Source organism: Pseudomonas sp. NFPP24, from assembly GCF_900112095.1.
Classification (GTDB): domain Bacteria; phylum Pseudomonadota; class Gammaproteobacteria; order Pseudomonadales; family Pseudomonadaceae; genus Aquipseudomonas; species Aquipseudomonas extremorientalis.
Map to the genome: position 1 here is coordinate 165,458 of NZ_FOKD01000011.1, position 24,955 is coordinate 190,412.

Consider the following 24,955-nt stretch of genomic DNA (forward strand, 5'->3'; position numbering starts at 1 on the left):
CGTCCTGGTGTCGGGTGCTTATTGCACGCTGTAGTTGAAGGTGGCGGTGAAGCGCTGCTCATTGCGGCCCCCGAAGGCTTGCTCGGGGAACGGCTTGACTTGCTTGATGCGACGCAAGCTGTTGGTGGCGGCCCGGTTGAGCAACATGCTCGAGGCCTGGGTTTGCAAGCCGGAGTCGAGAACCCGACCCTGGCGGTCGACCAGCAACCAGACCACCACTTCGCCGCTCGGGCGTTCGAGGGAGGCCTGGCGCCCGGTGGGGTACTGTTTGTAGGTGTCCAACTCGTTGCGCAGCCCCTTGAGGTAACTGCCTTCCAGCGCTTGGCCGTCGACCTTGGGAGGGGCGGGCGGCGCCGGTGTCGGCGCGGCCTGGGCCACGGCCGCAGGCGCCGGTTTGGCGGCGACCGGTGGCGGCGTCGGCGCAGGCGTTGGCTTGGCCACCACGGGTTTGGGCACGGGCTTGGGTTTGGGCTCAGGCTTGGGTTTTGGCAGCGGCTTGGGCGGCGGCGGCGGCGGGGCCGGCTCGGCCTCTTCATCCTCGATCACCGGCGGTGGCGGCTCTTGTTCCACCACCGGTTCCGGGATCACCTCCGGCTCCGGTTCGACCAGCGCCAACTCGACGGCGGACTCGTCATACACCGGTTCGACCTTCAAGGTCTGGGACTGGATACCCAGTGCAATCAGCACCAGAGCGATCAGGGCCGGGACGCTGCCCAGCAGCTGACGCGCACGAAACAATACGTACATGATCAGGACTTACGCGTGGCAATGGACACGGAGGTAAAGCCACCCAGACGCAGGGTGTCCATCACCTCCACCAGGCGCGAAACCTCGACGCCTTTGTCGCTGTTCACGATGATGGTCGACTTGGTGTCAGGCTTTTCGGCCGCTTTCAACGCCGGCACCAGCCCATCGACCGTGAGGTCCTTGCCATCCAGTTGCAACTGGCCTTCCAGGCCCAGGGTCAGGATGAATTTGTTCTGCGGCTTGAGCTGCTGCGAACTGCTGGCGCTCGGCAGTTGGGTCTTCATGCCGAGGGCCGGAATCACGTTCAGGCTCACGAGTACGAAAAACACCAGGAGGAACATCATCACGTCGATCATCGGGATCAGTTCGATGTGCGCCTTGCGTTTTTTCGGTTCGTCCCAGGTTCTCATTCCGCTACCCCGTTATTGAATTAGGGGCGACACGCTAACAACCAAAAATGACCGATTGGTTAACTTTAATTGACGTTTTGAGGCCTCTAGGACGGGTATTACAGGCGACTCTTGGGTCATTTTTGTGACGTAACAGAATTGAAACCCGACAGGGGCATTCTCAAAAACTTTACATCGAGGGCCCCCAAAGATGAGTAGCGAATTGCCATGTCTTTCAACTCCGCGACTTCTATTGAAAGCACTGGAAAAGCACCAGGCCGAGACGTTGTGCACCCTCGCCAACGGGCCGAAGATCGCCGATAACACGGCGAGCATTCCGTCGCCCTATACCCTGCAAACGGCGCAGGATTTAATCGACGGCATGCAGGAGAAATTTCGCTCGGTGGGGTTGTTGAGCCTGGGCGTGCATGTGCGCGACAGCGGCGAACTGATCGGCATCGCCAGCCTGCGCATCAATGCGGCTCATCACTATGGGCACCTTGGCGGCTGGACGGCGGCGGATGCACGTAACCTGGGGTATGCGACCGAGGCGGCGACCGCGCTGATGGACTACGGCTTTGGCGAACTGGGCCTGCACCGTGTGGGCAGCCAGTGTTTCAGTCGCAACAAGGAATCGGCGCGGGTCATGGAGAAAATCGGTCTGCAGTACGAAGGCTGCATGCGTGGGGCGTTCCTCAAGAATGGGGTGCATGAAGACATGCTGGTGTTCGCCACCCTGCGTGAGGATTGGGAGTTTCGGCTGTGAGCGGCGACGTTGATCACGGTCGGCGCCGGGTCCTCGCCGGGCTGGCCGTTGCCACCACTTTTTCGATCCTCAGCCCGTTTGCGCGCAGTGCCGGCGTGGACTACCCGTTTACTTTGGGCGTGGCCTCCGGCGATCCATTGCCCGACGGGTTTGTGATCTGGACGCGCCTGGCGCCGCTGTTCAATGCCGCCGATGGCCAGGGGGGCTTGAGCCGCCCGGTACCGGTGCGGTGGCGGGTCGCCAGCGATGCGGCGATGACCCGCGTGGTGCGCCAGGGCGAGGTCATGGCCAGCGAGCGCTGGGGGCATTCGGTGCATGTGGAGGTCGCGGGGCTGGAGCCGGGCAGGCCGTACTGGTACCAGTTCGAAGGGCTCGGCGCGCAAAGCCCGGTGGGGCAGTCGCGCACCGCACCGGCGGTGCATGCCATGGTGTCGGCACGCTTGGGGTTTGTCTCGTGCTCCCATTGGGAGCGTGGCTATTTCAGTGCGTATCGCCACCTGGCGCAGGAGCAACCCGACCTGGTGTTTTTTCTCGGGGACTACATCTACGACAGTTCCTACGCAGCGGACTCGGGCAAGATCATTCGCCCCCATGGCAGCGGCAACGCGGTGAGCCTGAGCGACTACCGCAACCGCTATGCCTTGTACAAAACCGATGCGGATCTACAGGCCCTGCACGCTGCCGCACCGAGCGTGGCGACCTGGGACGATCACGAAGTACAGAATGACTATGCCAACCGCTGGTCCCAGGACCCGAAGATCCCTGTGGGGCAATTTCTGCAGCAACGGGCGGCGGCTTACCAGGCTTTTTACGAGCACATGCCGCTGCGTGCCAGCAGCTTGCCGAAAGGGCCGGACATGCGTATTTACCGACGTATGGACTACGGTCGATTGGCGCGTTTCCATGTGCTGGACGGCCGGCAGTACCGCTCGGAACAACCGTGCATTCTGGCCAATGGCAGTCATCAGGGGCATATCGCCGATAACCTCTGTCATGACTTGCGCGACCCCGGTCGCACCCTGCTCGGCTGGCAGCAGGAGGCCTGGCTGGACCGGGGCTTTGCCCAATCGAAGGCACAGTGGAACATCATCGCCCAGGACTTGTTGGTGGCGCCGTTGACCCAGCGCGACCTGACCAACCACAAGCCGGGGCGCTGGACCGATGGTTGGGATGGCTACATGGCCAACCGTTCACGGATGCTGGCTTCCCTCGAGCGCAACCGGGTCAACAATCCGGTGTTCTGGGGCGGTGATATCCATTCGTTCTGGGTGACGGACTTGCATGCCGATGGCAACAACCCGGATTCGCCTGTGGTCGCCACGGAGTTCGTCGGTACCTCGGTGACGTCCGACGGGCCGCCGTTTGAGGCGTTCAGCAAGATCCTGCCGCTTAACCCCCATGTGAAATTCTTTGACAGTCGTCAGCGAGGGTATGTGTCGGTGGAGGTGGAGGCGGGCAGGATGCTCACGCACTTGCGCGTGATTACCGACCCGCGTGATCCGGCGGCCAGGGTGTCGACGCTGAAGTCGTTTGTGGTGGAGTCGGGGCGGGCGGGGGCGGTTGAGGTGTAGGGAAGTTTGTTCTGACAAGCCGATTTTCTGTGGTGAGCGGGCTTGCCACAACAGGCCCGCTCGCCACAAGGGTGAATGCGGCTGGTTCAGGTGATTTCGTAGCGTACCGACAACGCGCCCTTTTTCTCCGATAACGCCAGGATGGTGACCCGACCCAGTTCACCCAAGGTCTGCACATGAGTACCCCCACAGGCATACGCAGGCAACTGGCCAAAGCCGACCTGGCGGGTACCGTCTTCCAGGTTCATATGGCGCGGGTAGTCCGCGGCGATCCATTGGTTGACCTGTTGCTGGATCGTCTCGGCGTCCATGCTCTGCGCGGCTTCACCACGGATAAAGGTGATCTTGCCTTCGCCTGGCCAGTGATGAGCCTTGATGGGCATCCAGCCCAGGGTCTCGCCCACGTTGCCGATCAAGTGCCCGGCGGAATGCAGACGGGTGTGCAACGCCCGGCGCTGTTCATCGACCCGTGCGGTGGCGGGGCCCGGCGCCAGCGGGCGGTCGACGTAATGCACCACATGATCGGCTTCCTGGGTCACGCGCAGCACGCTGCTTTCACCGAGCCAACCGGTATCGAAAGGTTGCCCGCCGCCCTGTGGATGAAAAATCGTCGACTGCAGGATCACCGCGAACTGGTCTTCGTGGGGCGTGCAACTCAGCACCTCCAGTTCGGCAGTCAGGTGGTCGTGGGTGAAAAACAGGCGTTCGGTCATGATCTACATCCGCATCAGGGTTCTGCGGGCAGTATAAATAGTGCGCAGATGGGTGATAATCCGCTCAATTATCAATGGACCTGTGCACCATGAGCATCAATCTACCGTTGCCACTGCTGGGCGAGATGGCGATCTTCGTCAAAGTGGTGGAAACCGGCAGCTTCTCCGAAGCCGCCCGGCAACTGGGCGCTTCGCCGTCCTCGGTGAGCCGCAGCATCTCGCGCCTGGAAAAGGCCCTGGCCACGCGTTTGTTGCAACGCACCACGCGCAAATTGCGCCTGAGCGAGGGCGGGGAAGAGGTGTTCAAGCGTTGCCAGGAGATGGTCAACGCGGCGCGTTCGGTGATGGAGATCAGCGGCCAGTTCACCCACGAAGCTGAAGGGCTGGTGCGGGTCAGCGTGCCCAAGGCGGTGGGGCGGTTTGTGGTGCACCCGCATATGCCGGAGTTCCTGCGGCGCTATCCCAAGGTCGACGTGCAGTTGCTCCTGGAGGATCGGCAGGTGGACATGATTGATGACAATGTCGACCTGAGCATCCGCATCACCGACAGCCCGCCGCCGGGGTTGGTTGGCCGGCAGTTACTGCCCATCGAGCATTTGTTGTGCGCGACGCCGCAGTACCTGGCCGAGCATGGAGTGCCGGGCCATCCCCATGATCTGTTGGAACACAGCTGTATCTACCTGGGGGAAACGCCAGGGGACTCGCGCTGGAAATTCCGCCAGGCGGGCAAGGCGGTGACGGTGGTGGTGCGCGGGCGGTATGCGGCGAACCACACCGGGGTGCGGTTGGATGCGGTGTTGCAGCATGTGGGGATTGGCAGCCTGCCGTACTTTACTGCGCGCCATGCGCTGGAGGAGGGGCGTTTGGTGCAGGTGTTGCCGGCGTGGGACTTTATCGCGTCCTATCATGGCGAGGCGTGGTTGCTGCATTCGCCCACGCGCTATCTTCCGCCGAAGTTGCGGGTGTTTATTGATTATCTAGTGGAGTGCATGGCGAAGGAGCCGACATTGCGACGGCCCATTCCGGATCGCTGATCAGTGCTTGCTTTGGTCGTCGGGCATGGCCAGCAGCTGTTTTTCCTGGTTCCAGTCGAACGGTTCGTCGTTCTGTTCGGCTTCGAAGCGGCGCTCTTCCAGGGCCTGGTACAGGTCCAGTTCTTCATCGGGCATGAAGTGCAGGCAGTCACCGCCAAAGAACCACAGCAGGTCGCGTGGCACCAGGTGGGCGATCTGTGGGTAGCGCAGGATGACCTGGCTCATCAGGTCCTGGCCCAGGTACTGGCTTTCGATCGGGTCGATTGGCAGCAGGGCGCGCAGTTCGTCGAAGCGCTCCAGGAACAGGGAATGGCTTTCCTCGGGCACCTGTTCGGCTTCGCCGACGGCAACCAGGATGCTGCGCAAGTGGTCGAGCAAGACGAGATGATCGGCAACGACGTTGGACACGAGATAAGTCCTCTAAAGCAAAAACGGGCGCGAGAGTATATGCCCCTCGCGCCCGTTTTTATATGACCACTCGACTCAGCGGACTTTACCCTCAGCCTGGGTCAACTCTTCCTTGCTGAAGTCATCCACGTCGATCACCTTGCGCCGCGCTGCTTCAGCGTCACGCAGGGTCTGCGCTTCGGCGGGTTGCAGCACGCCGGCGTGCAATGCCGCATCAATGGCATGCTCGCCGGCAGCAGGTTTGACCTGGCCGCTCTTGAGCGCGGTGTGCAGTTTCTTTTGCAGCGGATGGCTGGCGCCCAGCAGGTCGTAGGCATGTTGCAGGGCACCCACCGGGTCTTCCGCCGATTGCGGGCGGTAGCAGCCGGCCAGCAACTCTTCCAGGGTCGGGTCGCCTTTGGCGCGGCCGATCACGGCGGCGACTTCGGCGTCCAGCGCATCGGACGGGCCGGTATGGCGACGCCCGAACGGGAACACGATCACCCGCAGCAGGCAGCCCAGCACCTTGTTCGGGAAGTTGCTCAGCAGCTCATCCAGTGCGCGCTCCGATTCGCCCAGGCTTTCTTCCATGGCCCAAGCGAACAGCGGTTCCAGGTGATCCGGCGAATCCAGGTCGTGGTAACGCTTCAGTGCGGCCGACGCCAGGTACATATGACTCAACACATCACCCAGGCGCGCCGACAGGCGTTCACGACGCTTCAACTCGCCACCCAGCAGCATCATGCTCAGGTCGGCCAGCAGTGCGAACGCGGCGGCCTGGCGGTTGAGTGCGCGGAAATAACCCTGGCTCAAACGGTTGCCTGGCGCTTTTTCGAAATGGCCGACGCCGAGGTTGAGCACCAGGGTGCTGGCGGCGTTGCTCACGGCAAAACCGATGTGTTGCATCAGCAGGCCGTCGAATTCCTTCAGCGCCTGGTCATGGTCTTCGCGACCGGCCAGGGCCATTTCCTTGAGCACGAATGGGTGGCAGCGGATCGCGCCCTGGCCGAAGATCATCAGGTTGCGCGACAGAATATTCGCGCCTTCCACGGTGATGAAGATCGGCGCGCCTTGCCAGTTGCGGCCCAGGTAGTTGTTCGGGCCCATGATGATGCCCTTGCCGCCGTGCACGTCCATGGCGTGGCTGATGCACTCGCGGCCGCGCTCGGTGAGGTGGTACTTGAGGATCGCCGACAGTACCGACGGTTTTTCCCCCAGGTCCACCGCATTGGCGGTCAGCATGCGCGCGCTGTCCATCAGCCAGGCGTTGCCGCCGATGCGGGCGAGGGCTTCCTGGATACCTTCGAAGGCCGACAGTGGCACGTTGAATTGTTCGCGCACCTGGGCGTACTGGCCGGTCACCAGGCTGGTGAACTTGGCCGCGCCGGTGCCGACCGCCGGCAGGGAAATCGAACGACCCACGGAGAGGCAGTTCATCAACATCATCCAGCCCTTGCCGAGCATTTCCTGGCCGCCGATCAGGAACTCCAGGGGTATGAACACGTCCTTGCCGGAGTTGGGACCGTTCATGAACGCGGCGCCCAGGGGCAGGTGGCGCCGGCCGATTTCCACGCCTGGGGTGTCAGTGGGGATCAGCGCCAGGCTGATGCCCAGGTCTTCCTCGTCACCCAGCAGGTGATCCGGGTCATGGGCCTTGAAGGCCAGCCCGAGCAAGGTCGCAACCGGGCCAAGGGTGATGTAGCGTTTTTCCCAGTTCAGGCGCAGGCCGAGGGTTTCCTTGCCTTCCCATTCACCTTTGCAGATCACGCCGGTGTCGGGCATCGCGCCAGCATCGGAGCCGGCCAGCGGGCCAGTCAACGCGAAGCACGGGATATCATCGCCACGCGCCAGGCGCGGCAGGTAGTAGTTGCGTTGTTCTTCGGTGCCATAGTGCAACAGCAGCTCGGCCGGGCCGAGGGAGTTGGGCACCATCACGGTGGAGGCCAGGTCGCCGCTGCGCGTGGCGAGCTTCATTGCGACCTGGGAGTGGGCATAGGCGGAGAATCCCTTGCCACCGTATTCCTTGGGAATGATCAAGGCGAAGAAACCGTGGGTCTTGATGTGTTCCCAGGCGGCGGGCGGCAGGTCCATTGCCTGGCCGATTTCCCAGTCGCTGACCATGGCGCACAGTTCTTCGGTGGGGCCGTCGATGAAGGCCTGTTCTTCTTCGGTCAGTCGGGCCTTGGGATAGGCCAGCAACTTGTCCCAGTCGGGGCGACCGCTGAACAGCTCGCCGTCCCACCACACAGTGCCGGCGTCGATGGCGTCGCGCTCGGTCTCGGACATCGGCGGCAGGACTTTCTGGAACCAATTGAACAGTGGCTTGGTGAAGTATTGGCGGCGCAGGTCAGGCAACAGCAGGGGCGCGGCCACCACGGCGATCAGCACCCAGAAGACCAGCAGCAGCCAACCCGGTGCGTGGCCCCAGGCGCCCATCGCCAGCAGGTAGACGGCGACCACGCCCAGGGCGGGCAGGGGGGCGACGCGGCGGTGTGCGAGGTAGGCAATGCCGACCACCAGCACCAGTATCCACAACAACAGCATATTCAATCCTCCGTGAAACCAGGGGCGAAACCACCAGGGAGCTTAGTCGGCATCCGAACAAGCGGGGTGATCAGGGTGTAACGAGATTTGGCCGATTCGTCGTTATCTCCCCGGCAGACCTGTGGTTAGACTCCAGGCTTCCTTCGGAGATAAAGCTCATGGATACGTACCTGAGTCCCAGCCGCTTCATCGATAGTGACCACCCTGCGGTGGTGGAGTTCGCCGAAAAACATCGCGGAACCCACGCGGCTCCAAGTGACCAGGCAGTCAGCCTTTACTACGCCGTGCGTGAGGCGATTCGCTACAACCCCTACACCTTCAGCCGTGATCCAGACACCTTGAGTGCCAGCTTCGCGTTGAGCACCGGCGAAAGCTATTGCGTGCCCAAGGCCACCTTGCTCGCAGCTTGCGCCCGACACTGCGGCATCCCGGCGCGCATCGGCCTGGCGGATGTACGCAATCACCTGTCGACACCGCGCCTGATCGCCTTGCTCAAGAGTGATGTGTTCGCCATGCACGGTTACACCGAGCTTTACCTGAACCATCGCTGGGTCAAGGCCACGCCCGCATTCAACCAGCAGCTATGCGATCTCTTCGATGTGCCGCCGCTGGACTTCGATGGAATTCACGACAGCGTCTTCCATGCGTTCAACCGCCAGGGCCTGCGCTCGATGGAGTATGTGGTCGACCATGGGCAATTTCCCGACGTGCCCGAGGCGTTTTTCTTCGCGCATATCCAGCAGTGTTACCCCCACCTGTTTGCCGAGGAAATGCCGCCCCTGCTGGGTGATATGCAGAGCGATTTGAGCCGCGCGTGAACCGGCGTATGCTGCTGCCTTCATCAAGCCATGTTCATCAACAATAAAGGCGCGGTCATGCTGAAGATCTGGGGTCGTAAAAATTCATCAAACGTCAGGAAGGCACTGTGGTGCGCCGAGGAACTCGGCCTGGACTATGAAGCAATTGATGCGGGCGGGGCTTTTGGCGTGGTCGACACGCCGCAGTACCGCGCGCTGAACCCCAACGGTCGGGTGCCGATGATCGAGGACGGCGACTTTGTGCTGTGGGAGTCCAACACCATCGTGCGCTACCTCTGCGCCAGGCAGGCCTCCAGCTGGTACCCGAGCGACCTGAAGGCTCGCGCCAATGCGGAAAAGTGGATGGACTGGACCACCTCCACCTTCGCCGAACCGTTCAAGATCGTGTTCTGGGGCGTGTTGCGCACCCCGGCGGAAAAACAGAACTGGGACAACATCCACGCCGGTCGCCAGGCCTGCATCGATGTACTCCAAACCGTTGATCAAGCCCTGGCCACACAGCCGTATCTGTCGGGCAACGAGATAGGCATGGGCGATATTCCGTTGGGCAGCTTTATTTACGCCTGGTTTGAAATGCCTATCGAACGGCCTGCGATGCCCCATCTCGAGGCATGGTACCAGCGCCTGCAGCAACGCCCGGCCTACCGCAAAGCGGTCATGACCGCGTTGACTTAATACCCACTATTAATACGGGTGACTGTACTTGTGCGGCGCGGGCAAGCACCATGCTTGTCATGCGCCGCCGTTGAACTACCTGGGCTGCGCCCCCATCTACTCTTTCTATTCCCTTCTTTGGTGCGTATTCCGATATGAGTTCCGCTCTGTCCATCCGGCAGCTAACCAAAACCTACGGCAACGGTTTCCAGGCCCTGAGTGGTATCGATCTGGACGTTGCCGAAGGTGACTTCTTCGCCTTGCTCGGCCCCAACGGTGCCGGCAAATCCACCACCATCGGTATCCTCTCCACCCTGGTCAACAAGACCAGCGGCACGGTGAATATCTTCGGCCACGACCTGGACAAATCCCCGGCGGCGCTCAAGCGCTCCATCGGCGTGGTGCCCCAGGAATTCAACTTCAACCAGTTCGAAAAGACCTTCGATATCGTGGTGACCCAGGCGGGCTACTACGGCATCCCGGCGAAAATCGCCAAGGAACGCGCCGAGCAGTACCTGACCCAACTGGGCCTGTGGGACAAGCGCGATGTGCCTTCGCGTTCACTCTCCGGTGGCATGAAGCGTCGCCTGATGATCGCCCGCGCACTGGTGCATGAACCGCGCCTGCTGATCCTCGATGAGCCCACCGCGGGCGTGGACATCGAGCTGCGCCGCTCGATGTGGACCTTCCTCACCGAGCTGAACGAGAAGGGCATCACCATCATCCTCACCACCCATTACCTGGAAGAGGCTGAGCAACTGTGCCGCAACATTGGCATCATCGACCACGGCACCATCGTCGAGAACACCAGCATGCGCAACCTGCTGGGCCAGTTGCATGTGGAGACCTTCTTGCTTGACCTGAAGAACAACCTGTCGGTGGCGCCACAGTTGCTCGGCTACCCGAGCCGCCTGGTGGACAGCCACACCCTGGAAGTGCAGGTGGACAAGGCCGTGGGCATCACCGCGTTGTTCACGCAGTTGGCGACCCAGAACATCGAAGTACTGAGCCTGCGGAATAAAACCAATCGCCTTGAGGAGCTGTTCGTGTCCCTGGTGGAGAAAAATCTGACGAAGGTGGCGGTATGAGTTCCGAACTGCAACCCAACCTTGTCGCACTGCAAACCATCGTCTACCGCGAAGTGAAGCGCTTTACCCGGATCTGGCCGCAGACCCTGCTGCCGCCGGCGATCACTATGGTCCTGTACTTCGTGATCTTCGGGAACCTGATCGGCCGGCAGATCGGCGACATGGGTGGCTTCACCTACATGGAGTACATCGTGCCGGGCCTGATCATGATGTCGGTGATCACCAACTCCTACGGCAACGTGGTCTCGAGTTTCTTCGGCAGCAAGTTCCAGCGTTCCATCGAGGAACTGATGGTGTCGCCGGTGTCGCCCCATACCATCCTGATCGGCTACACCCTGGGCGGTGTGCTGCGGGGCCTGATGGTCGGCGTGATCGTGACTTTGCTGTCGCTGTTCTTCACCCACCTGCAGGTGCATCACCTTGGGGTCACCATCCTGGTGGTGGTACTGACGGCGACGATCTTCTCGCTGCTGGGCTTCATCAACGCGGTGTTTGCGCGCAACTTCGATGATATCTCGATCATCCCGACCTTCGTGCTCACGCCGCTGACCTACCTGGGCGGGGTGTTCTACTCCATCACCTTGCTGCCGCCGTTCTGGCAGACCGTGTCGCTGGCCAACCCGGTGCTGCACATGGTCAACGCCTTCCGCTACGGCATTTTGGGTGTGTCGGATATCAAGATCAGCGTGGCGATCACGTTCATGTTGATTGCCACCGTGGTGCTGTATATCGGTTGTGCACGGTTGCTGGTGAGTGGGCGCGGGATGCGTACGTAAACGCGGTCAAAAATGTGGGAGGGGGTTTGCCCCCTCCCACATTTGTATTTGAGTAATGTCAGGCTTTCAGTGCCAGTTCGATCAGCCCGTGCAGCTCTTCAACCGTCAGCGGCGCGTTTGAGAACAGAATGCGAAACACCGTCGGCGCTGCGATCAGGTTGATCAGATGGTCCACGTTCGGTGGCATCTCGTCCGGATAGCGCTCGATAATCGCCTGAAACTGCCCGCTCAGAATGCTCACGCAGTACCCCGGCGTGATCAAGCACTGCAAGTCGCGCATCATGTTGCGACCCGGTTCCGAACTCATTTCATCCAGGTACTGCTCGGCCCAGGCCTGCAGGTCGCCGCGCAGGCTGCCGGTGTTGGCCGGCTCGCTGTCGGGGCGCATGCGTGCCAGTGCCACGTCCGCCAACAGCACGGACAGATCGCCCCAGCGTCGGTAGATGGTGGAGGGCGTAACCCCCGCGCGCGCCGCAATCATCGGCACGGTGACGCTGGAGCGCTCATGGGTTTCCAGCAGTTCGCGCACCGCGTTGTGCACTGATTCTTGGACCCGGGCACTGCGGCCCCCCGGGCGAAGGCCTTCTTTAATCGCCATGCTGGTGACCTTAACACAAAGAATTTGCTTTAAGCGCTGGCCGGTAGCACACTCTGCAAAAGCAAAATATTAGCTTTAGCGGAGCGTGCGTATGTCCAGTCCTGTTTCCCATCGTTCCAGCCTGGTGTTCCTCGCGATCACCTTGCTGACCTTCCTGGCCGCTTCGAGTGCGCCGACGCCGTTGTACCACCTGTATCAGGAGGGCCTGCATTTTTCGGCAGGCATGCTCACGCTGATCTTCGGGGTCTACGCCCTGAGCCTGTTGGCGGCACTGCTGACCGTTGGCTCATTGTCGGACCACCTGGGGCGCAAGCCGGTGATTTTTGCTGCGCTGCTTCTGAATATGTTGGCGATGTTGCTGTTTATCAATGAAGGCAGCGTGGCCTGGTTGATTGCCGCCCGTACCCTGCAAGGGTTTGCCACCGGCATGGCCACCGCCGTGCTGGGCGCGGCATTGCTCGACACCGACCGCCAGCAGGGCCCGCTGGTCAACAGCGTGGCGCCGCTTCTGGGCATGGCCTGCGGGGCGATGGGTAGCAGTCTGCTGGTGGAGTACGCGCCGTTGCCGACCCAGTTGATCTACTGGGCGCTGCTGGCCTTGATGCTGTTGCAGGCCCTCTACGTATGGCGTTTGCCGGAGACCGTGAGCCGTATCCCCGGCGCACTGGCGTCGCTGCGCCCGACGTTGCACGTACCGCCCCAGGCGCGCCGGGCATTGTGGCTGTCGTTGCCGGTGGATATCGCCGTCTGGGCAATGGGCGGGTTCTACCTGTCCCTTGCGCCATCGCTGGTGCGTGCGGCCACCGGCTCCACTTCAAACCTGATCGGTGGCGGCCTGGTGGCCGTGCTGACCCTGAGCGGCGCACTGATGATCTTTACCCTGCGCAATCGTGCGGCCGACAAGGTGCTGCGTCTGGGCGCCGGCTTGCTCGCCATCGGCGTGACGCTGATCCTCACCGCCGTGCACAGCGCCAGCCTGGCACTGTTCTTCATCGCTACCCTGATCGCCGGCAGCGGCTTTGGTGCGGGTTTTCTCGGCGCCTTGCGCAGTGTGGTGCCACTGGCCTTGCCCCATGAACGTGCGGGGCTGATGTCGGCGTTTTATGTGCTCAGCTACCTGGCGTTCTGTTTGCCTTCATTGCTGGCAGGCAACCTGATTCGCAGCTTTGGCCTGATCGCCACCACCGACGGCTACGGCGCGGTCCTCATCCTGCTGGCGCTCGGCGCACTCGTCGCATTGTTGTGGCAGGATTCAGCGCGGGTGCGGGTGACCACGGACAGCTGACGGTAATGGTTACTGCGCATATATTGGTAAAACAGATAACAGTTAGAGATATTACCCGTTATATAGATATTCGATCAGGTTCTATGATGGCCTCAACCTCATACGAGAAAGAGGCACGCCATCATGCCCTGCACGAATACCCTCAGCTACAAACCCTTCAGTCACCTGGCCCGTCCACGGGAAGTGGTTCGCCAGTTCACCCCCAACTGGTTCGCCGCGACCATGGGCACCGGCGTACTGGCGCTGGCCCTGGCGCAACTGCCGGTCAACCTGCCAGGTTTGCACGCCATCGCCGAAGCGCTGTGGTTGTTCACCATCGGCCTGTTCGTGTTGTTCAGCGTGCTGTATGCGGCCCGTTGGGTAATGTTCTTCCACGAGGCGCGGCGGATTTTCGGGCACTCCACGGTGTCGATGTTCTTCGGCACGATTCCCATGGGCCTTGCGACGATTCTCAATGGTTTGCTGCTGTTCGGCTTGCCGCGTTGGGGCAGCGACGTGATACCGCTGGCCGAGGCCTTGTGGTGGCTGGACGTGGCCATGGCCATGGCCTTTGGCGTACTCATCCCGTTCATGATGTTTACCCGCCAGGAACACAGCATCGACCAGATGACCGCCGTGTGGCTGCTGCCCGTGGTTGCCGCCGAAGTCGCTGCCGCCAGCGGTGGCCTGCTGGCGCCGCACTTGGCAGATGCGCATTCGCAACTGGTGATGCTGGTGACCAGCTACGTGCTGTGGGCGTTTTCGCTGCCGGTGGCGTTCAGCATCCTGACCATCCTGATGCTGCGCATGGCCTTGCATAAACTGCCCCACGCCAATATGGCCGCGTCGAGCTGGCTGGCCCTGGGGCCCATCGGCACCGGTGCCCTTGGCATGTTGCTGCTGGGCGGCGATGCGCCGGCGATCTTCGCGGCCAACGGTTTGCCGGGCGTGGGTGAAATGGCCAACGGCCTGGGGCTGGTGGCCGGTATTACCCTGTGGGGCTTCGGCCTGTGGTGGATGCTGATCGCAGTGTTGATCACCCTGCGTTATCTGCGCGCAGGCATCCCGTTCAACCTGGGCTGGTGGGGCTTCACCTTTCCGTTGGGGGTGTACGCGCTGGCCACGTTGAAGTTGGCGAGCCTGTTGCACCTGGGTTTCTTCAGCGTCTTCGGCAGTGTGCTGGTGATGGCGCTGGCGCTGATGTGGCTGATCGTCGCCAAGCGCACGGTGCAGGGTGCCTATAAAGGTGAGCTTTTTGTTTCGCCGTGCATTGCGGGACTAGGGAATAAGTAAGCGGAGTTAGGTAAAGTCGTGGCCTGATAACTATTAGGCCACGCAGGAACACGGACGATGAGCCACCCCTCGCAATTCACCTTGCTGCGCACACGGCGTTTCCTGCCGTTTTTCATCACCCAGTTGCTGGGCGCGTTCAACGACAACATCTTCAAGCAATCGCTGATCCTCGCCATTCTCTACAAGCTCACCATCGACGGCGACCGTTCCATCTGGGTCAACCTTTGCGCCTTGCTGTTTATCCTGCCGTTCTTCCTGTTCTCGGCGCTGGCCGGGCAGTTTGGCGAGAAATTCAACAAGGATGCGTTGATCCGCGCGATCAAGATCGGCGAGATCGTGATCATGGCCGTGGGCGCCACCGGTTTCCTGTTCAATCACCTGGAATTGATGCTGCTGGCACTGTTTGCCATGGGGACCCACTCGGCGCTGTTCGGGCCGGTGAAGTACTCGATCATGCCCCAAGCCCTGCATGAAGATGAGCTGGTGGGCGGCAACGGCCTGGTGGAAATGGGCACGTTCCTGGCGATCCTGGCCGGCACCATTGGCGCCGGGATCATGATGTCGTCCACCCATTATGCGCCGGTGGTGGCAGCGGCGATTGTCGGCGTGGCGGTGTTGGGTTACCTGGCCAGTCGCAGTATTCCCCGGGCGGCGGCGTCGACCCCGGGGTTGCGCCTGAACTGGAACATTTTCAGCGAATCCTGGGCCACCCTGCGCCTGGGCCTGGGGCAGACGCCGGCCGTTTCGCGTTCCATTGTCGGCAACTCGTGGTTCTGGTTTGTCGGTGCGATCTACCTGACGCAGATCCCGGCCTACGCCAAGGAATGGTTGTACGGCGACGAGACCGTGGTGACGCTGATCCTGACGGTGTTCTCTGTCGGCATCGCACTGGGCTCGATGCTTTGCGAAAAGCTTTCCGGGCGCAAGGTGGAAATCGGCCTGGTGCCGTTCGGTTCATTCGGCCTGACGGTGTTCGGCCTGTTGCTGTGGTGGCACTCCGGCGGCTTCCCGCAGAACGTGCAGGCCAACGACTGGCTCGCCGTGCTCAGCTACGGCCAGGCCTGGTGGGTGTTGTTCGATATCCTCGGTTTGGGCGTGTTCGGCGGCTTCTATATCGTGCCGCTGTATGCGCTGATCCAGTCGCGCACCGCCGAGAACGAACGCGCGCGCGTCATCGCGGCCAACAACATTCTCAATGCGCTGTTCATGGTGGTTTCGGCAATCGTGTCGATCCTGCTGCTCAGCGTGGCCAAGCTGTCGATTCCCGAGCTGTTCCTGGTGGTGTCGTTGCTCAACATCGCGGTCAACGCCTACATCTTCAAGATCGTCCCCGAGTTCACCATGCGTTTCATGATCTGGCTGCTCAGTCATTCCATGTACCGTGTGGAGCATCGCAACCTGGAGGCGATTCCGGATGAAGGCGCGGCGTTGCTGGTGTGCAACCATGTGTCGTTCGTCGATGCGCTGTTGATTGGCGGCGCGGTGCGTCGGCCGATTCGCTTTGTCATGTACTACAAGATCTACCGCTTGCCGGTGCTCAACTTTATCTTTCGTACCGCCGGGGCGATTCCGATTGCGGGGCGTCACGAAGATATCCAGATCTACGAAAAGGCCTTCACGCGGATTGCGCAGTACCTGAAGGAAGGGGAATTGGTGTGCATCTTCCCGGAGGGCAAGTTGACCGCCGATGGCGAGATGAACGAATTCCGCGGTGGCGTGACGCGCATCCTGGAAGAGACGGTGGTGCCGGTGATTCCGATGGCGTTGCAGGGGTTGTGGGGGAGTTTTTTCAGCCGCGATCCGAACAAGGGCTTCTTTCATCGGATCTGGTCGCGGGTGGTGTTGGTGGCGGGCGAGCCGGTGGAGGGACCGACGCCTGCGAGGTTGCAGGAGGTGGTAGGCGGGTTGCGGGGGAGTGTCAGGTAGTTTTGGTTTTGGCTGTACCGGCCCTATCGGGGGCAAGCCCCCTCCCACCTTTGATGTGTGAACACAGTCAACATGTGGGAGGGGGCTTGCCCCCGATTGCGGTAGTGGCTCAGGTGCTGAGCTTGAGGCCGATAAGCCCGCAGATGATCAACGCCACACTGGCCAAGCGGAACAACGCCATGGACTCGCCAAACAGGATAATCCCCGCAATCACAGTGCCCACGGCACCCACACCGGTCCAGATCGCATAGGCGGTGCCCAGCGGCAGTTCCTTCATGGCCAGCCCCAGCAGACCGAGGCTGATGGCCATGGCGGCAATCGTCAGGGCGGTGGGCAACGGCTTGCTGAAACCGTCGGTGTACTTCAGGCCGACGGCCCAGCCGACTTCGAACAACCCGGCAAAGAACAGAATGATCCAGGACATGGTGATTCCCCTTCTATAGATGGGGTCGTCCCCGGATTCTGCGCTATGGAGCGTCGCAGGGTCGTCCCCGCGAAGCTCGGTAGAGTGCCGAAAAGTGCCCGGCTGATCAAGTTTGCGGCGTGTTCTCCAGCACGCGACGGTCTTCCTTTTCGCTCATGCGGCGGAAGTAGGTCGACAGCAACGCCCCGGAAATATTGTGCCAGACGCTGAACAGTGCACTGGGCACGGCCGCCAACGGCGAAAAATGCGCACTGGCCAGCGCGGCGCCCAGCCCGGAGTTCTGCATGCCCACTTCCAGCGCCAGCGACTTGCGCTGTGCCAACGGCAACTTGAACACACGGCCGGTGAAGTAACCCAGCAGGTAACCGAAGCTGTTGTGCAGCATCACCACCGCCATGATCAGCAGGCCCGACTCGGCGATCTTCGCCTGGCTGGCGGCAACCACCGCCGCGACGATGATCACGATGCTCACCACCGACACCAGTGGCAGCACGTCGACCGCATGGCGGACCCTCTCACCGAGCACGCGTTGCGCCAGTACGCCGAGCACGATCGGCAGCAGCACCACTTGCAGGATCGACCAGAACAACTCCATGAACGACACCGGCAGCCAGGCCGACGCCAGCAGCCAGATCAATGCTGGCGTCAGCAGTGGGGCGAGGAGGGTGGTGACGGCGGCGATGGCCACCGACAACGCCAGGTCGCCACGGGCCAGCCAGGTCATTACGTTGGACGATGTGCCGCTTGGGCAGCAACCGACGAGGATCACGCCGACGGCAATTTCCGGTGGCAGGTGGAAGGCCTGGCACAGCAGCCATGCCACACCCGGCATGATCACAAAGTGCGCGACCACGCCCAGGGCGACGCGCCAGGGATGGCGGGCGACCTCGGCGAAGTCATCGAGTTTGAGGGTCAGCCCCATGCCGAACATCACCAGGCCCAGCAGAGGGACGATGGCGCTTTTCAGGCCGATGAACCAACCAGGTTCGAGGAAAGCGACGACGGCGAAAATCAACACCCAATAGGCGAAGGTATTGCCGACGAAGCGGCTCAAGGCGGCGAGAGCGCGCATGGGATGTCCTTTTTTGTTGGTTTCGATCAAATGTGGGAGGGGGCTTGCTCCCGATTGCAGTCTGTCAGTCATAGGTGTTTTAACTGACAGAATGCTATCGGGAGCAAGCCCCCTCTCACATTTTGAATTTCACACGGTTTAGATACCCTGCGGGGTCTCTTCACCACCCAGTGCTTCAACCAGCGCCGGCAGGAAGTCGCCGAACGTCAGCATCATCAGGGTAAAGCTTGCGTCCAGCTGGCCCAGGGCTTCTTCACCGCCGTCCTGTTCCGCCTGGTCTTGCAGCAGGTCTTCGAACTTCAGGCGCTTGACAGTCATCTTGTCGTCGAGCATGAAGGACAGCTTGTCCTGCCAGGCCAGGGACAGTTGGGTCACGACTTTGCCGGTGGTCAGGTGCAGCTGGATCTCTTCGCCGGTCAGGTCCTGGCGCTTGCAGCGCACGATGCCGCCGTCTTCGTGGGTGTCGCGCAGTTCGCACTCGTCGAGGATGAAGAAGTCATCGGCCGGCTTCTGAGTGGTGACCCAGTCGGTCATGATCGCAGTCGGTGCCGTTTTCACGGTCAACGGGCGAACCGGCAGGGTGCCGATCACTTCACGCAGGGTCGACAGCAGGTCTTCGGCGCGTTTCGGGCTGGCGGAGTTGACCAGGATCAGGCCCTGCTTTGGCGCGATGGCGGCGAAGGTCGACGAACGACGGATGAAGGCGCGGGGCAGGAAGGCCTGGATGATTTCATCCTTGATCTGGTCGCGTTCCTTCTTGTAGACCTTGCGCATTTGCTCGGCCTCGATCTCTTCGACTTTCTCTTTAAGTGCGTCACGCACCACGCTGCCCGGCAGGATACGTTCTTCCTTGCGCGCGGCGATCAGCAGGAAGTCGCCGCTGACGTGAACCAGGGGAGCGTCTTCACCTTTACCAAACGGCGCGACGAAACCGTAAGTGGTCAACTCCTGGCTGGCACAAGGGCGCGCCAGCTTGGTGGCCATGGCCGCTTCCAACGCCTCGGCATCAACAGGCAGATCTTGGGTCAGGCGATAGATAAGCAGGTTCTTGAACCACATGGGGTGAGTCTCTCCTTTATACAAAGGGGGGCATTATTCTCTTGATAACGTCCCAGGCCAACCCTGCCTAAGCCATTGGAAGCTATCAAAAAAAAGATTTAAGAAAGTGCTTGCCAGACTTAAGGTCGCTCCGTAGAATGCGCGCCACACCGAAACGAAGGGTGATTAGCTCAGCTGGGAGAGCGTCTGCCTTACAAGCAGAATGTCGGCGGTTCGATCCCGTCATCACCCACCATTCGCTTCAAGTGTTACGCGCAGCGGTAGTTCAGTCGGTTAGAATACCGGCCTGTCACGCCGGGGGTCGCGGGTTCGAGTCCCGTCCGCTGCGCCATATTCGGTCACCTGGAACGCTGAACGCCAGGTCACCACAGGAAGCCCGCTTAATTGCGGGCTTTTCTTTGCCCGGAATATGGCAAAAAATCGCAAGCAGAACTTTTTTTAAATAAATTGCATTTAAATCAAGACATTACGATTTTTTGGTGTATGATGCGCCCACACCGAAACGAAGGGTGATTAGCTCAGCTGGGAGAGCGTCTGCCTTACAAGCAGAATGTCGGCGGTTCGATCCCGTCATCACCCACCATTCGCTTCAAGTGTTACGCGCAGCGGTAGTTCAGTCGGTTAGAATACCGGCCTGTCACGCCGGGGGTCGCGGGTTCGAGTCCCGTCCGCTGCGCCATATTCGGTCACCTGGAACACTGAACGCCAGGTCACCCCAGGAAGCCCGCTCATTGAGCGGGCTTTTTTTCGTCCGCGATTTGACCTCCCTTGCCTTGACGTTGTGCACTGCCTATTCGCCCTGAACTGTGCTGGTGCGTCATGACGTGAGGGAATACCCCCATGCACATTGGTCGATTGCGCCCCTTGCGGCTTAAACGTTTATCTATAGCCACGCGAAGACTTCCAGGCGAGTCATCGGCAGCAGGAGGCTGCGGTGCCCGCTCTCCAACATAAAAATAGTCTGCAAGGGGAATGACTCTAGATGAAATATCCACTGCGTCCGTTGGTGTTCTGGCCAACTTTCCTGATCCTGCTGGCGGCGGTGATCGCCAGCTACATTGATCTGAATGCGTTCCTGGCGATCAGCAAACAGCTCAACAACCTGATCCTCAAAAACTTTTCCTGGCTGTTCAGCGCCGGCTCGTTTGCCATGGTGGTGCTGACCGCCATCGTCTACTTCTCCGCGCTGGGCAAGGTGCGTATCGGCGGTGAAGATGCGCAGCCTTTGCTGAGCAAATGGCGCTGGTTCATGGTGGCGTTGTGCACCACGCTGGCGGTGGGTGTGCTGTTCTGGACCACCGCCGAACCGCTCTACCACTTGTACGGCCCACCCACCAGCCTGCCGATTGAGCCCGGCAGCGCGGCGGCGAAGAGCTTTGCCATGTCGACGATGTTCCTGCACTGGACCATTACGCCCTACGCGATCTACCTGGTGCCCTCGCTGGTGTTTGCCCTGGTGTTCTACAACCGCCGCAGCCGTTTCTCCATCGGCGCCATGCTTGAGCCGTTGCTCGGCGAAGTGCGTGTTCGGCGCTATGCCGGGCTGATCGACACCCTGGCGATGTTCGCCCTGGTCGCCGGTATGGCCTCGTCCCTGGGCACAGGCGCGCTGACCCTGGCCGGTGGCCTGGCCCAATACATCGGCGGTGAAACCACGCCGTTCCGCCTGGCCATCATCATTGCAATCATCGTCATCACCTTTGTCGCCTCGGCCGCCAGTGGCTTGCAAAAAGGCATTGTGATGCTGTCTTCGTTCAATACCTGGATCATGCTGGCCCTGGGACTGTTCGTGCTGTTGTGCGGGCCGACCTTGTACATGTTCAGCCTCGGCGTCGAATCCCTCGGCGTCTACCTCGACACCTTCTTCAGCCGCAGCCTGTTCACCGGTGCTGCCAGTGGCGACACCTGGCCGCACAGTTGGACGGTGTTCTACTGGTCGGTGTGGTTTGCCTGGGCGCCGGTGAGCGCGCTGTTCCTCGGCAAGATCGGCCGTGGCTATACCGTGCGTGAATTCATCCATATCAACATGCTCTACCCGGCGTTGTTCACGGCGGTGTGGATCTGCATCTTCTCCGGCACCAGCCTGTACTTCGATGCGCTGGGCGACGGCAGCCTCAACCGGGTGTTGAACGAGCAGGGCGTGGAGCATGTGCTGTACCAGATGTTCCAGCAATTGCCGGCCAGTGGCCTGATGATCGCGTTCCTGCTGTTTGTCGCATTCATCTCTTTCGTCACCGCGGCCGACTCCAGCACCGACGTGATCGCCAACCTGTGCAGCAAAGGCGTGACCGCCGATTCCGACTTGGACGGCAACCCGCTGCTGAAGATTGTCTGGGGCCTGATCATCGGCTCGGTCTCGTGGGTGATGGTCGCGTTTGTCGGCATCGACGGGGTGAAGATGCTCTCTAACCTCGGCGGTTTGCCGGGCATGATCCTGGTGTTGCTGGCCAGTACCTCGCTGATCTTCTGGTTGAAAAACCCCATCTTGCTGGACGTGAAACGCCTTCAGCGGACACCTGAAACGGAACTGCGTGGCGCCAGCCCTGTGCCCGATTTCGCCCGCTGATCGACTGAACTGCTGTTGGAGTTACTGATGGAAATCGTTACTGAATTTGCTTACACCGTGCGCGAAATCGAGCACTGCCTGATCCCCTTGAGGGACGGCACCCAACTGGCCGCACGCATCTGGCTGCCGGAAGTCGCCGACCCGCAGACCTTCCCGGCGATCCTGGAATACCTGCCATATCGCAAGCGCGATGGCACCGCCGTGCGTGATGCGTTGACCCACCCGTGGATGGCGGGGCAGGGCTATGTGTGTGTACGCGTCGATATGCGCGGCAATGGTGAGTCCCAGGGCCTGATGGCCGATGAATATCTGTTGCAGGAACAGGAAGACGCCCTTGAAGTGATCGATTGGCTGTGCCGGCAGCCTTGGTGCGATGGCAACGTCGGCATGATGGGCATCTCCTGGGGCGGCTTCAACGGCCTGCAAGTCGCGGCACGCCAACCCGAGGCGCTGAAGGCGATCATCACGCTGTGTTCCACCGATGACCGTTTTGCCGACGACATCCACTACAAGGGCGGCAACCTGCTGATGGAGAACTTCGGTTGGGCCGCCACCATGCTCAACTTCAGCGCGGCGGTGCCCGATCCGCTGTTGGTCGAGGACTGGAAAAGCCTCTGGCACCAACGCCTGGACGCCATGCCGTTGCTCGCCGAAACCTGGCTGCAGCACCAGACCCGCGATGACTACTGGCGCCATGGCTCGGTGTGTGAGGACTATGCGCAAATCAAGGCTGCGGTGTATGCGGTGGGCGGCTGGGGCGATGCCTACCGCAATACCGTATCGCGCCTGATGGAAAACCTGCCGGGGCCGAAGAAGGCCATGCTCGGCCCGTGGATTCATAAATACCCGCATTTCGCGGTGCCCAATCCGGCCATCGGCTTTCTGCAGGAGGCCAAGCGTTGGTGGGATCACTGGCTCAAAGGTGTGGATAACGGCGTGATGGATGACGCGGCGTGCACCTTTTACCTACAGGATATTCTGCCGCCGAAGGGCAGTTATGCCGAACGGCCGGGCGTCTGGGTACAGACCGCCGGCTGGCCGGACCCTCAGGTGCAATGGACCGATTTCAGCCTGGGCGAACATGGCCTGAATCCTGGAGCACAGCCTTTGGTCACGACGCGCAGCATTTGCTCGCCGCTGACCACGGGCCTGCACCAGGGCGAATACTGCGCCATCTGGTTTGGCCCGGACGGCCCGACGGATCAGCGCCGTGATGACGCCCACTCGCTGTGCTTCGATTCCCAACCGCTGACCGAGCCATTGGCGTTGCTGGGCGATGCTCGCCTCAAGCTGCGCCTGGCGAGTGACACGGCCTGCGGCCAATTGGTCGCCCGGCTGAATGCCGTGGCACCGGACGGGCAGGTGACGCAGATCAGTTATGGCGTGCTTAATCTCACGCTGCGTGAAGACTTCTCCCGCGTAACACCTGTAGTCCCGGGTGAACCGATGGATGTGCATCTAAACCTCGATCACATCGGCATGCGCCTGCCGGCCGGTTACCGTCTGCGCCTGGCCCTGAGCACTGCGAGCTTCCCCTTGCTGTGGCCGAGTCGCGAGCTCACGACGTTGACCTTGCTGCCGGCCCTGCAAAGCCTGCAACTGCCGGTGTTCATCGGTGCGGCGGTGGACTGCCCGTTCGAGGCGCCGCAATCGGCGACGCCGGTGGCGATGGAAGTCCTACGCGCCGCTGCGCCGAAACGCACCCTGATCGAAGATGTGGGCAGTGGCGAAGTCTGCGTGAAGATCGAAGACGACCTGGGCGCGGTACGGTTTACCGATCACGGCTTGTCGGTGGACCAGCGTTGCACCGAGCAATATCGCACCTTGCCTTGGGACCCGCTGTCGACGCGGGCGGATATCGAATGGCACTACCGCGTCGGCCGTGACCAGTGGGCCGTGGAGGTGGAAAGCCATTTGAGCGTGCACGCCGATGCCGAGTGGTTCTACATCGAAGCGGAGCAGACCGCCTGGGAACAGGGCCAGTTGGAACATCGTCGGCAATGGAGCAAGCGCGTGGCGAGGGTCGCGCTGTAAGCGGGCAACTGGCAGGATGCTTGCCATCGTGATCGCTGCGGGCCTGGGGCAACTCGGGCTCGCCATTGCCAATGGAACTGTTCATGTCGCGCCGAAACGTCGATCTTCCACCGCTCAACTGCTTGCAGACGTTCGAAGCGGCTGCCCGCCATTTGAGCTTTACCCAGGCCGCCCATGAACTGAACCTGACCCAGAGCGCGGTCAGCCGTCAGGTCAAGCGCCTTGAAGAGGACCTGGCCCGCCCGCTGTTTTATCGACTGGCCCAGGGCCTGAGCCTGACGCCCGCCGGTGTGCGTTACTTCCGTACCATCCAGCGTCTGTTGCGCGAGCTCGATCGCGAGTCCGCCGAGTTGCGTCGGCGTGGCGCCGACCGCCAGTTGACCCTGGCCAGCACCCCCACCATCAGTACGATCTGGCTCGCCGGCCTGTTACCGCAATTCCAGCGCGAACACCCGGACCTGGACATTCGCATCCTGTGCAGCGAAAGCCCCAGCCATCTGGACGTCAGTGAATATGACCTGGGCCTGTTCTATCACCTGGATGAACTGGCCGCGCCCCATGGCCTCGAGCTCTCGCCGGTGTTCGACAGCGAGCAGGTCATCACCGTGTGCAGCCCGGTCTACCTCGAACACCACGGCCCGATTCGCGATATACACCATTTGCTGCATGCCCACACCTTGCTGATCGTGGAGGACCACTACCACGATTGGCTGACCTGGGCCGATTGGTTCACCGATGCCGGTGCCGACTATTACACCCCGCGCCACGCGTTGCGGACCAACAGCTATCAACTGCTGATGCAGTCGGCGGTGATGGGCCACGGCGTCGCACTGGGCTGGAAGAGTCTGCTGGAAGACGATCTGGCGTCCGGGCGCCTGCAAATGGCCTTGCCTCATACCATGCACAGCCGGGGCCGCCTGCATCTGATGCAACCCCACCACCGCAACCCGCCGTCGGCTGCGCGCAGTTTTCGTCAATGGTTACTGGCCAAGGCTGCCGAGGTCGAGTGATCTGGCTGAAGGTCAACGTTGGCCGGTTTTTTTCTTGCGGGTCTGACGCGTCGCCAAGTGCTCGAAACAAAAAGACGCGGTGCCGAACACTGCAATCAGGGTGAGTACGAGCATGCCGAGGGTTGAGCTTTCCACGGTGGTTTCCTACAGGTGATGGAGTAGGTCTTCACGGTAGAGGCGGGGCGAAAGCGGCTCAATAGACCCGACGCAATCCTTATGCGG

At 61.2% G+C, this 24,955-nt stretch carries 23 protein-coding genes and 4 tRNA genes; 17 read left to right on the plus strand and 10 right to left on the minus strand.

Annotation, left to right across the window (positions count from 1 at the left end; translation table 11 throughout):
• Positions 1 to 18: 18 nt before the first annotated feature.
• Together BM026_RS22700 and BM026_RS22705 are read right to left on the minus strand one after the other, a co-directional pair.
• Positions 19 to 747, minus strand: coding sequence for an energy transducer TonB family protein (locus BM026_RS22700; RefSeq protein ID WP_093514441.1), 729 nt, complete (start codon positions 745 to 747; stop codon positions 19 to 21).
• 2 nt (positions 748 to 749) lie between these two features.
• Positions 750 to 1,157 (minus strand): ExbD/TolR family protein, encoded by a 408-nt coding sequence (locus BM026_RS22705; protein ID WP_071492239.1) that lies wholly within the window; start codon positions 1,155 to 1,157, stop codon positions 750 to 752.
• Between the two features lie 190 nt (positions 1,158 to 1,347).
• Between BM026_RS22705 and BM026_RS22710 the strand changes: the two genes are divergently transcribed.
• Both BM026_RS22710 and BM026_RS22715 read left to right on the plus strand, forming a co-directional pair.
• Entirely contained in the window at positions 1,348 to 1,902 is a 555-nt protein-coding gene (locus BM026_RS22710; protein WP_093530142.1) for a GNAT family N-acetyltransferase, read from the plus strand.
• Complete coding sequence (locus BM026_RS22715) at positions 1,899 to 3,473, plus strand: alkaline phosphatase D family protein (RefSeq protein WP_093530144.1); 1,575 nt, start codon at positions 1,899 to 1,901, stop codon at positions 3,471 to 3,473. The genes BM026_RS22710 and BM026_RS22715 overlap by 4 nt, the downstream gene beginning before the upstream one ends.
• A gap of 86 nt (positions 3,474 to 3,559) precedes the next feature.
• Here BM026_RS22715 and BM026_RS22720 read toward each other — a convergent pair whose 3' ends face one another.
• A complete protein-coding gene (locus BM026_RS22720) occupies positions 3,560 to 4,186 on the minus strand; it encodes an alanyl-tRNA editing protein (RefSeq protein WP_093123064.1) in 627 nt (208 codons plus the stop codon).
• Between the two features lie 89 nt (positions 4,187 to 4,275).
• Here BM026_RS22720 and BM026_RS22725 point away from each other — a divergent pair, with 89 nt between their 5' ends.
• The gene (locus BM026_RS22725; RefSeq protein WP_092247960.1) at positions 4,276 to 5,220 is read left to right on the plus strand and encodes a LysR family transcriptional regulator; all 945 of its coding nucleotides are present in this window, start codon (positions 4,276 to 4,278) and stop codon (positions 5,218 to 5,220) included.
• Here BM026_RS22725 and BM026_RS22730 read toward each other — a convergent pair whose 3' ends face one another.
• Together BM026_RS22730 and BM026_RS22735 are read right to left on the minus strand one after the other, a co-directional pair.
• Positions 5,221 to 5,628 (minus strand): PA2817 family protein, encoded by a 408-nt coding sequence (locus BM026_RS22730; RefSeq protein WP_010211653.1) that lies wholly within the window; start codon positions 5,626 to 5,628, stop codon positions 5,221 to 5,223. It abuts the gene before it with no gap.
• A gap of 75 nt (positions 5,629 to 5,703) precedes the next feature.
• On the minus strand, positions 5,704 to 8,151 hold the full coding sequence (locus tag BM026_RS22735) for an acyl-CoA dehydrogenase (protein WP_093530146.1): 2,448 nt from the start codon (positions 8,149 to 8,151) through the stop codon (positions 5,704 to 5,706).
• 158 nt (positions 8,152 to 8,309) lie between these two features.
• On the opposite strand from BM026_RS22735, the gene BM026_RS22740 reads away from it, so the two are divergent.
• From BM026_RS22740 to BM026_RS22755, 4 genes are all read left to right on the plus strand, one after another.
• Positions 8,310 to 8,969, plus strand: a complete 660-nt coding sequence (locus BM026_RS22740) for a transglutaminase-like domain-containing protein (RefSeq protein WP_093514444.1) — start codon at positions 8,310 to 8,312, stop codon at positions 8,967 to 8,969.
• Positions 8,970 to 9,026: 57 nt separating this feature from the next.
• On the plus strand, positions 9,027 to 9,644 hold the full coding sequence (locus BM026_RS22745) for a glutathione S-transferase family protein (protein ID WP_058427209.1): 618 nt from the start codon (positions 9,027 to 9,029) through the stop codon (positions 9,642 to 9,644).
• A 134-nt stretch (positions 9,645 to 9,778) separates the two neighbouring features.
• Entirely contained in the window at positions 9,779 to 10,711 is a 933-nt protein-coding gene (locus tag BM026_RS22750) for an ABC transporter ATP-binding protein (protein WP_058427204.1), read from the plus strand.
• Entirely contained in the window at positions 10,708 to 11,487 is a 780-nt protein-coding gene (locus BM026_RS22755; protein ID WP_025858807.1) for an ABC transporter permease, read from the plus strand. Before BM026_RS22750 ends, BM026_RS22755 begins: the two co-directional genes overlap by 4 nt.
• Positions 11,488 to 11,545: 58 nt before the next feature.
• On the opposite strand, the gene BM026_RS22760 is transcribed toward BM026_RS22755, so the two are convergent.
• On the minus strand, positions 11,546 to 12,085 hold the full coding sequence (locus BM026_RS22760; RefSeq protein WP_092247969.1) for a TetR/AcrR family transcriptional regulator: 540 nt from the start codon (positions 12,083 to 12,085) through the stop codon (positions 11,546 to 11,548).
• Between the two features lie 91 nt (positions 12,086 to 12,176).
• Between BM026_RS22760 and BM026_RS22765 the strand changes: the two genes are divergently transcribed.
• The 3 genes from BM026_RS22765 to BM026_RS22775 all read left to right on the plus strand — a co-directional run bounded on the left by BM026_RS22765 (position 12,177) and on the right by BM026_RS22775 (position 16,568).
• A complete protein-coding gene (locus tag BM026_RS22765) occupies positions 12,177 to 13,370 on the plus strand; it encodes an MFS transporter (RefSeq protein ID WP_093123046.1) in 1,194 nt (397 codons plus the stop codon).
• Between the two features lie 123 nt (positions 13,371 to 13,493).
• Positions 13,494 to 14,642, plus strand: a complete 1,149-nt coding sequence (locus BM026_RS22770) for a TDT family transporter (RefSeq protein WP_093530148.1) — start codon at positions 13,494 to 13,496, stop codon at positions 14,640 to 14,642.
• Positions 14,643 to 14,699: 57 nt separating this feature from the next.
• On the plus strand, positions 14,700 to 16,568 hold the full coding sequence (locus BM026_RS22775) for an MFS transporter (RefSeq protein ID WP_093530150.1): 1,869 nt from the start codon (positions 14,700 to 14,702) through the stop codon (positions 16,566 to 16,568).
• 109 nt (positions 16,569 to 16,677) lie between these two features.
• On the opposite strand, the gene sugE is transcribed toward BM026_RS22775, so the two are convergent.
• The 3 genes from sugE to rdgC all read right to left on the minus strand — a co-directional run bounded on the left by sugE (position 16,678) and on the right by rdgC (position 19,123).
• Positions 16,678 to 16,992 carry a quaternary ammonium compound efflux SMR transporter SugE gene (gene sugE / locus BM026_RS22780; RefSeq protein ID WP_071492250.1) on the minus strand — a complete coding sequence of 105 codons (315 nt, stop codon included), beginning with the start codon at positions 16,990 to 16,992 and terminating at the stop codon, positions 16,678 to 16,680.
• A gap of 106 nt (positions 16,993 to 17,098) precedes the next feature.
• Positions 17,099 to 18,064, minus strand: coding sequence for a bile acid:sodium symporter family protein (locus BM026_RS22785; RefSeq protein WP_071492251.1), 966 nt, complete (start codon positions 18,062 to 18,064; stop codon positions 17,099 to 17,101).
• A gap of 138 nt (positions 18,065 to 18,202) precedes the next feature.
• Positions 18,203 to 19,123, minus strand: a complete 921-nt coding sequence (gene rdgC / locus BM026_RS22790) for a recombination-associated protein RdgC (protein WP_093530152.1) — start codon at positions 19,121 to 19,123, stop codon at positions 18,203 to 18,205.
• 159 nt (positions 19,124 to 19,282) lie between these two features.
• Here rdgC and BM026_RS22795 point away from each other — a divergent pair.
• The 7 genes from BM026_RS22795 to BM026_RS22825 all read left to right on the plus strand — a co-directional run bounded on the left by BM026_RS22795 (position 19,283) and on the right by BM026_RS22825 (position 24,733).
• Positions 19,283 to 19,358 (plus strand) — tRNA-Val (locus tag BM026_RS22795).
• 19 nt (positions 19,359 to 19,377) lie between these two features.
• A tRNA-Asp gene (locus BM026_RS22800) sits at positions 19,378 to 19,454 on the plus strand.
• Between the two features lie 176 nt (positions 19,455 to 19,630).
• Positions 19,631 to 19,706, plus strand: a tRNA-Val gene (locus tag BM026_RS22805).
• A 19-nt stretch (positions 19,707 to 19,725) separates the two neighbouring features.
• Positions 19,726 to 19,802, plus strand: a tRNA-Asp gene (locus BM026_RS22810).
• 303 nt (positions 19,803 to 20,105) lie between these two features.
• Positions 20,106 to 21,689 carry a BCCT family transporter gene (locus BM026_RS22815; protein ID WP_093530154.1) on the plus strand — a complete coding sequence of 528 codons (1,584 nt, stop codon included), beginning with the start codon at positions 20,106 to 20,108 and terminating at the stop codon, positions 21,687 to 21,689.
• A 27-nt stretch (positions 21,690 to 21,716) separates the two neighbouring features.
• Positions 21,717 to 23,723: a CocE/NonD family hydrolase gene (locus BM026_RS22820; protein ID WP_093530156.1), complete on the plus strand. Its 2,007-nt coding sequence runs from the start codon at positions 21,717 to 21,719 to the stop codon at positions 23,721 to 23,723.
• An 83-nt stretch (positions 23,724 to 23,806) separates the two neighbouring features.
• A complete protein-coding gene (locus tag BM026_RS22825) occupies positions 23,807 to 24,733 on the plus strand; it encodes a LysR substrate-binding domain-containing protein (protein WP_058427309.1) in 927 nt (308 codons plus the stop codon).
• A 12-nt stretch (positions 24,734 to 24,745) separates the two neighbouring features.
• Here BM026_RS22825 and BM026_RS29425 read toward each other — a convergent pair whose 3' ends face one another.
• Positions 24,746 to 24,868 (minus strand): hypothetical protein, encoded by a 123-nt coding sequence (locus BM026_RS29425; protein ID WP_256572963.1) that lies wholly within the window; start codon positions 24,866 to 24,868, stop codon positions 24,746 to 24,748.
• Between the last annotated feature and the right edge of the window lie 87 nt (positions 24,869 to 24,955).

Excerpts from the sequence above, each read along its gene's own strand:
- BM026_RS22710 (WP_093530142.1), top strand. The coding sequence starts at position 1,348 with ATGAGTAGCGAATTGCCATGTCTTTCAACTCCGCGACTTCTATTGAAA.
- BM026_RS22745 (WP_058427209.1), top strand. The coding sequence starts at position 9,027 with ATGCTGAAGATCTGGGGTCGTAAAAATTCATCAAACGTCAGGAAGGCA.
- BM026_RS22755 (WP_025858807.1), top strand. The coding sequence starts at position 10,708 with ATGAGTTCCGAACTGCAACCCAACCTTGTCGCACTGCAAACCATCGTC.
- BM026_RS22775 (WP_093530150.1), top strand. The coding sequence starts at position 14,700 with ATGAGCCACCCCTCGCAATTCACCTTGCTGCGCACACGGCGTTTCCTG.
- BM026_RS22735 (WP_093530146.1), bottom strand. The coding sequence starts at position 8,151 with ATGCTGTTGTTGTGGATACTGGTGCTGGTGGTCGGCATTGCCTACCTC.
- BM026_RS22750 (WP_058427204.1), top strand. The coding sequence starts at position 9,779 with ATGAGTTCCGCTCTGTCCATCCGGCAGCTAACCAAAACCTACGGCAAC.
- BM026_RS22760 (WP_092247969.1), bottom strand. The coding sequence starts at position 12,085 with ATGGCGATTAAAGAAGGCCTTCGCCCGGGGGGCCGCAGTGCCCGGGTC.
- BM026_RS22765 (WP_093123046.1), top strand. The coding sequence starts at position 12,177 with ATGTCCAGTCCTGTTTCCCATCGTTCCAGCCTGGTGTTCCTCGCGATC.
- BM026_RS22740 (WP_093514444.1), top strand. The coding sequence starts at position 8,310 with ATGGATACGTACCTGAGTCCCAGCCGCTTCATCGATAGTGACCACCCT.
- BM026_RS22825 (WP_058427309.1), top strand. The coding sequence starts at position 23,807 with ATGTCGCGCCGAAACGTCGATCTTCCACCGCTCAACTGCTTGCAGACG.
- BM026_RS22725 (WP_092247960.1), top strand. The coding sequence starts at position 4,276 with ATGAGCATCAATCTACCGTTGCCACTGCTGGGCGAGATGGCGATCTTC.
- BM026_RS22820 (WP_093530156.1), top strand. The coding sequence starts at position 21,717 with ATGGAAATCGTTACTGAATTTGCTTACACCGTGCGCGAAATCGAGCAC.
- BM026_RS22700 (WP_093514441.1), bottom strand. The coding sequence starts at position 747 with ATGTACGTATTGTTTCGTGCGCGTCAGCTGCTGGGCAGCGTCCCGGCC.
- BM026_RS22785 (WP_071492251.1), bottom strand. The coding sequence starts at position 18,064 with ATGCGCGCTCTCGCCGCCTTGAGCCGCTTCGTCGGCAATACCTTCGCC.
- sugE (WP_071492250.1), bottom strand. The coding sequence starts at position 16,992 with ATGTCCTGGATCATTCTGTTCTTTGCCGGGTTGTTCGAAGTCGGCTGG.
- BM026_RS22815 (WP_093530154.1), top strand. The coding sequence starts at position 20,106 with ATGAAATATCCACTGCGTCCGTTGGTGTTCTGGCCAACTTTCCTGATC.
- BM026_RS22770 (WP_093530148.1), top strand. The coding sequence starts at position 13,494 with ATGCCCTGCACGAATACCCTCAGCTACAAACCCTTCAGTCACCTGGCC.
- rdgC (WP_093530152.1), bottom strand. The coding sequence starts at position 19,123 with ATGTGGTTCAAGAACCTGCTTATCTATCGCCTGACCCAAGATCTGCCT.
- BM026_RS22705 (WP_071492239.1), bottom strand. The coding sequence starts at position 1,157 with ATGAGAACCTGGGACGAACCGAAAAAACGCAAGGCGCACATCGAACTG.
- BM026_RS22720 (WP_093123064.1), bottom strand. The coding sequence starts at position 4,186 with ATGACCGAACGCCTGTTTTTCACCCACGACCACCTGACTGCCGAACTG.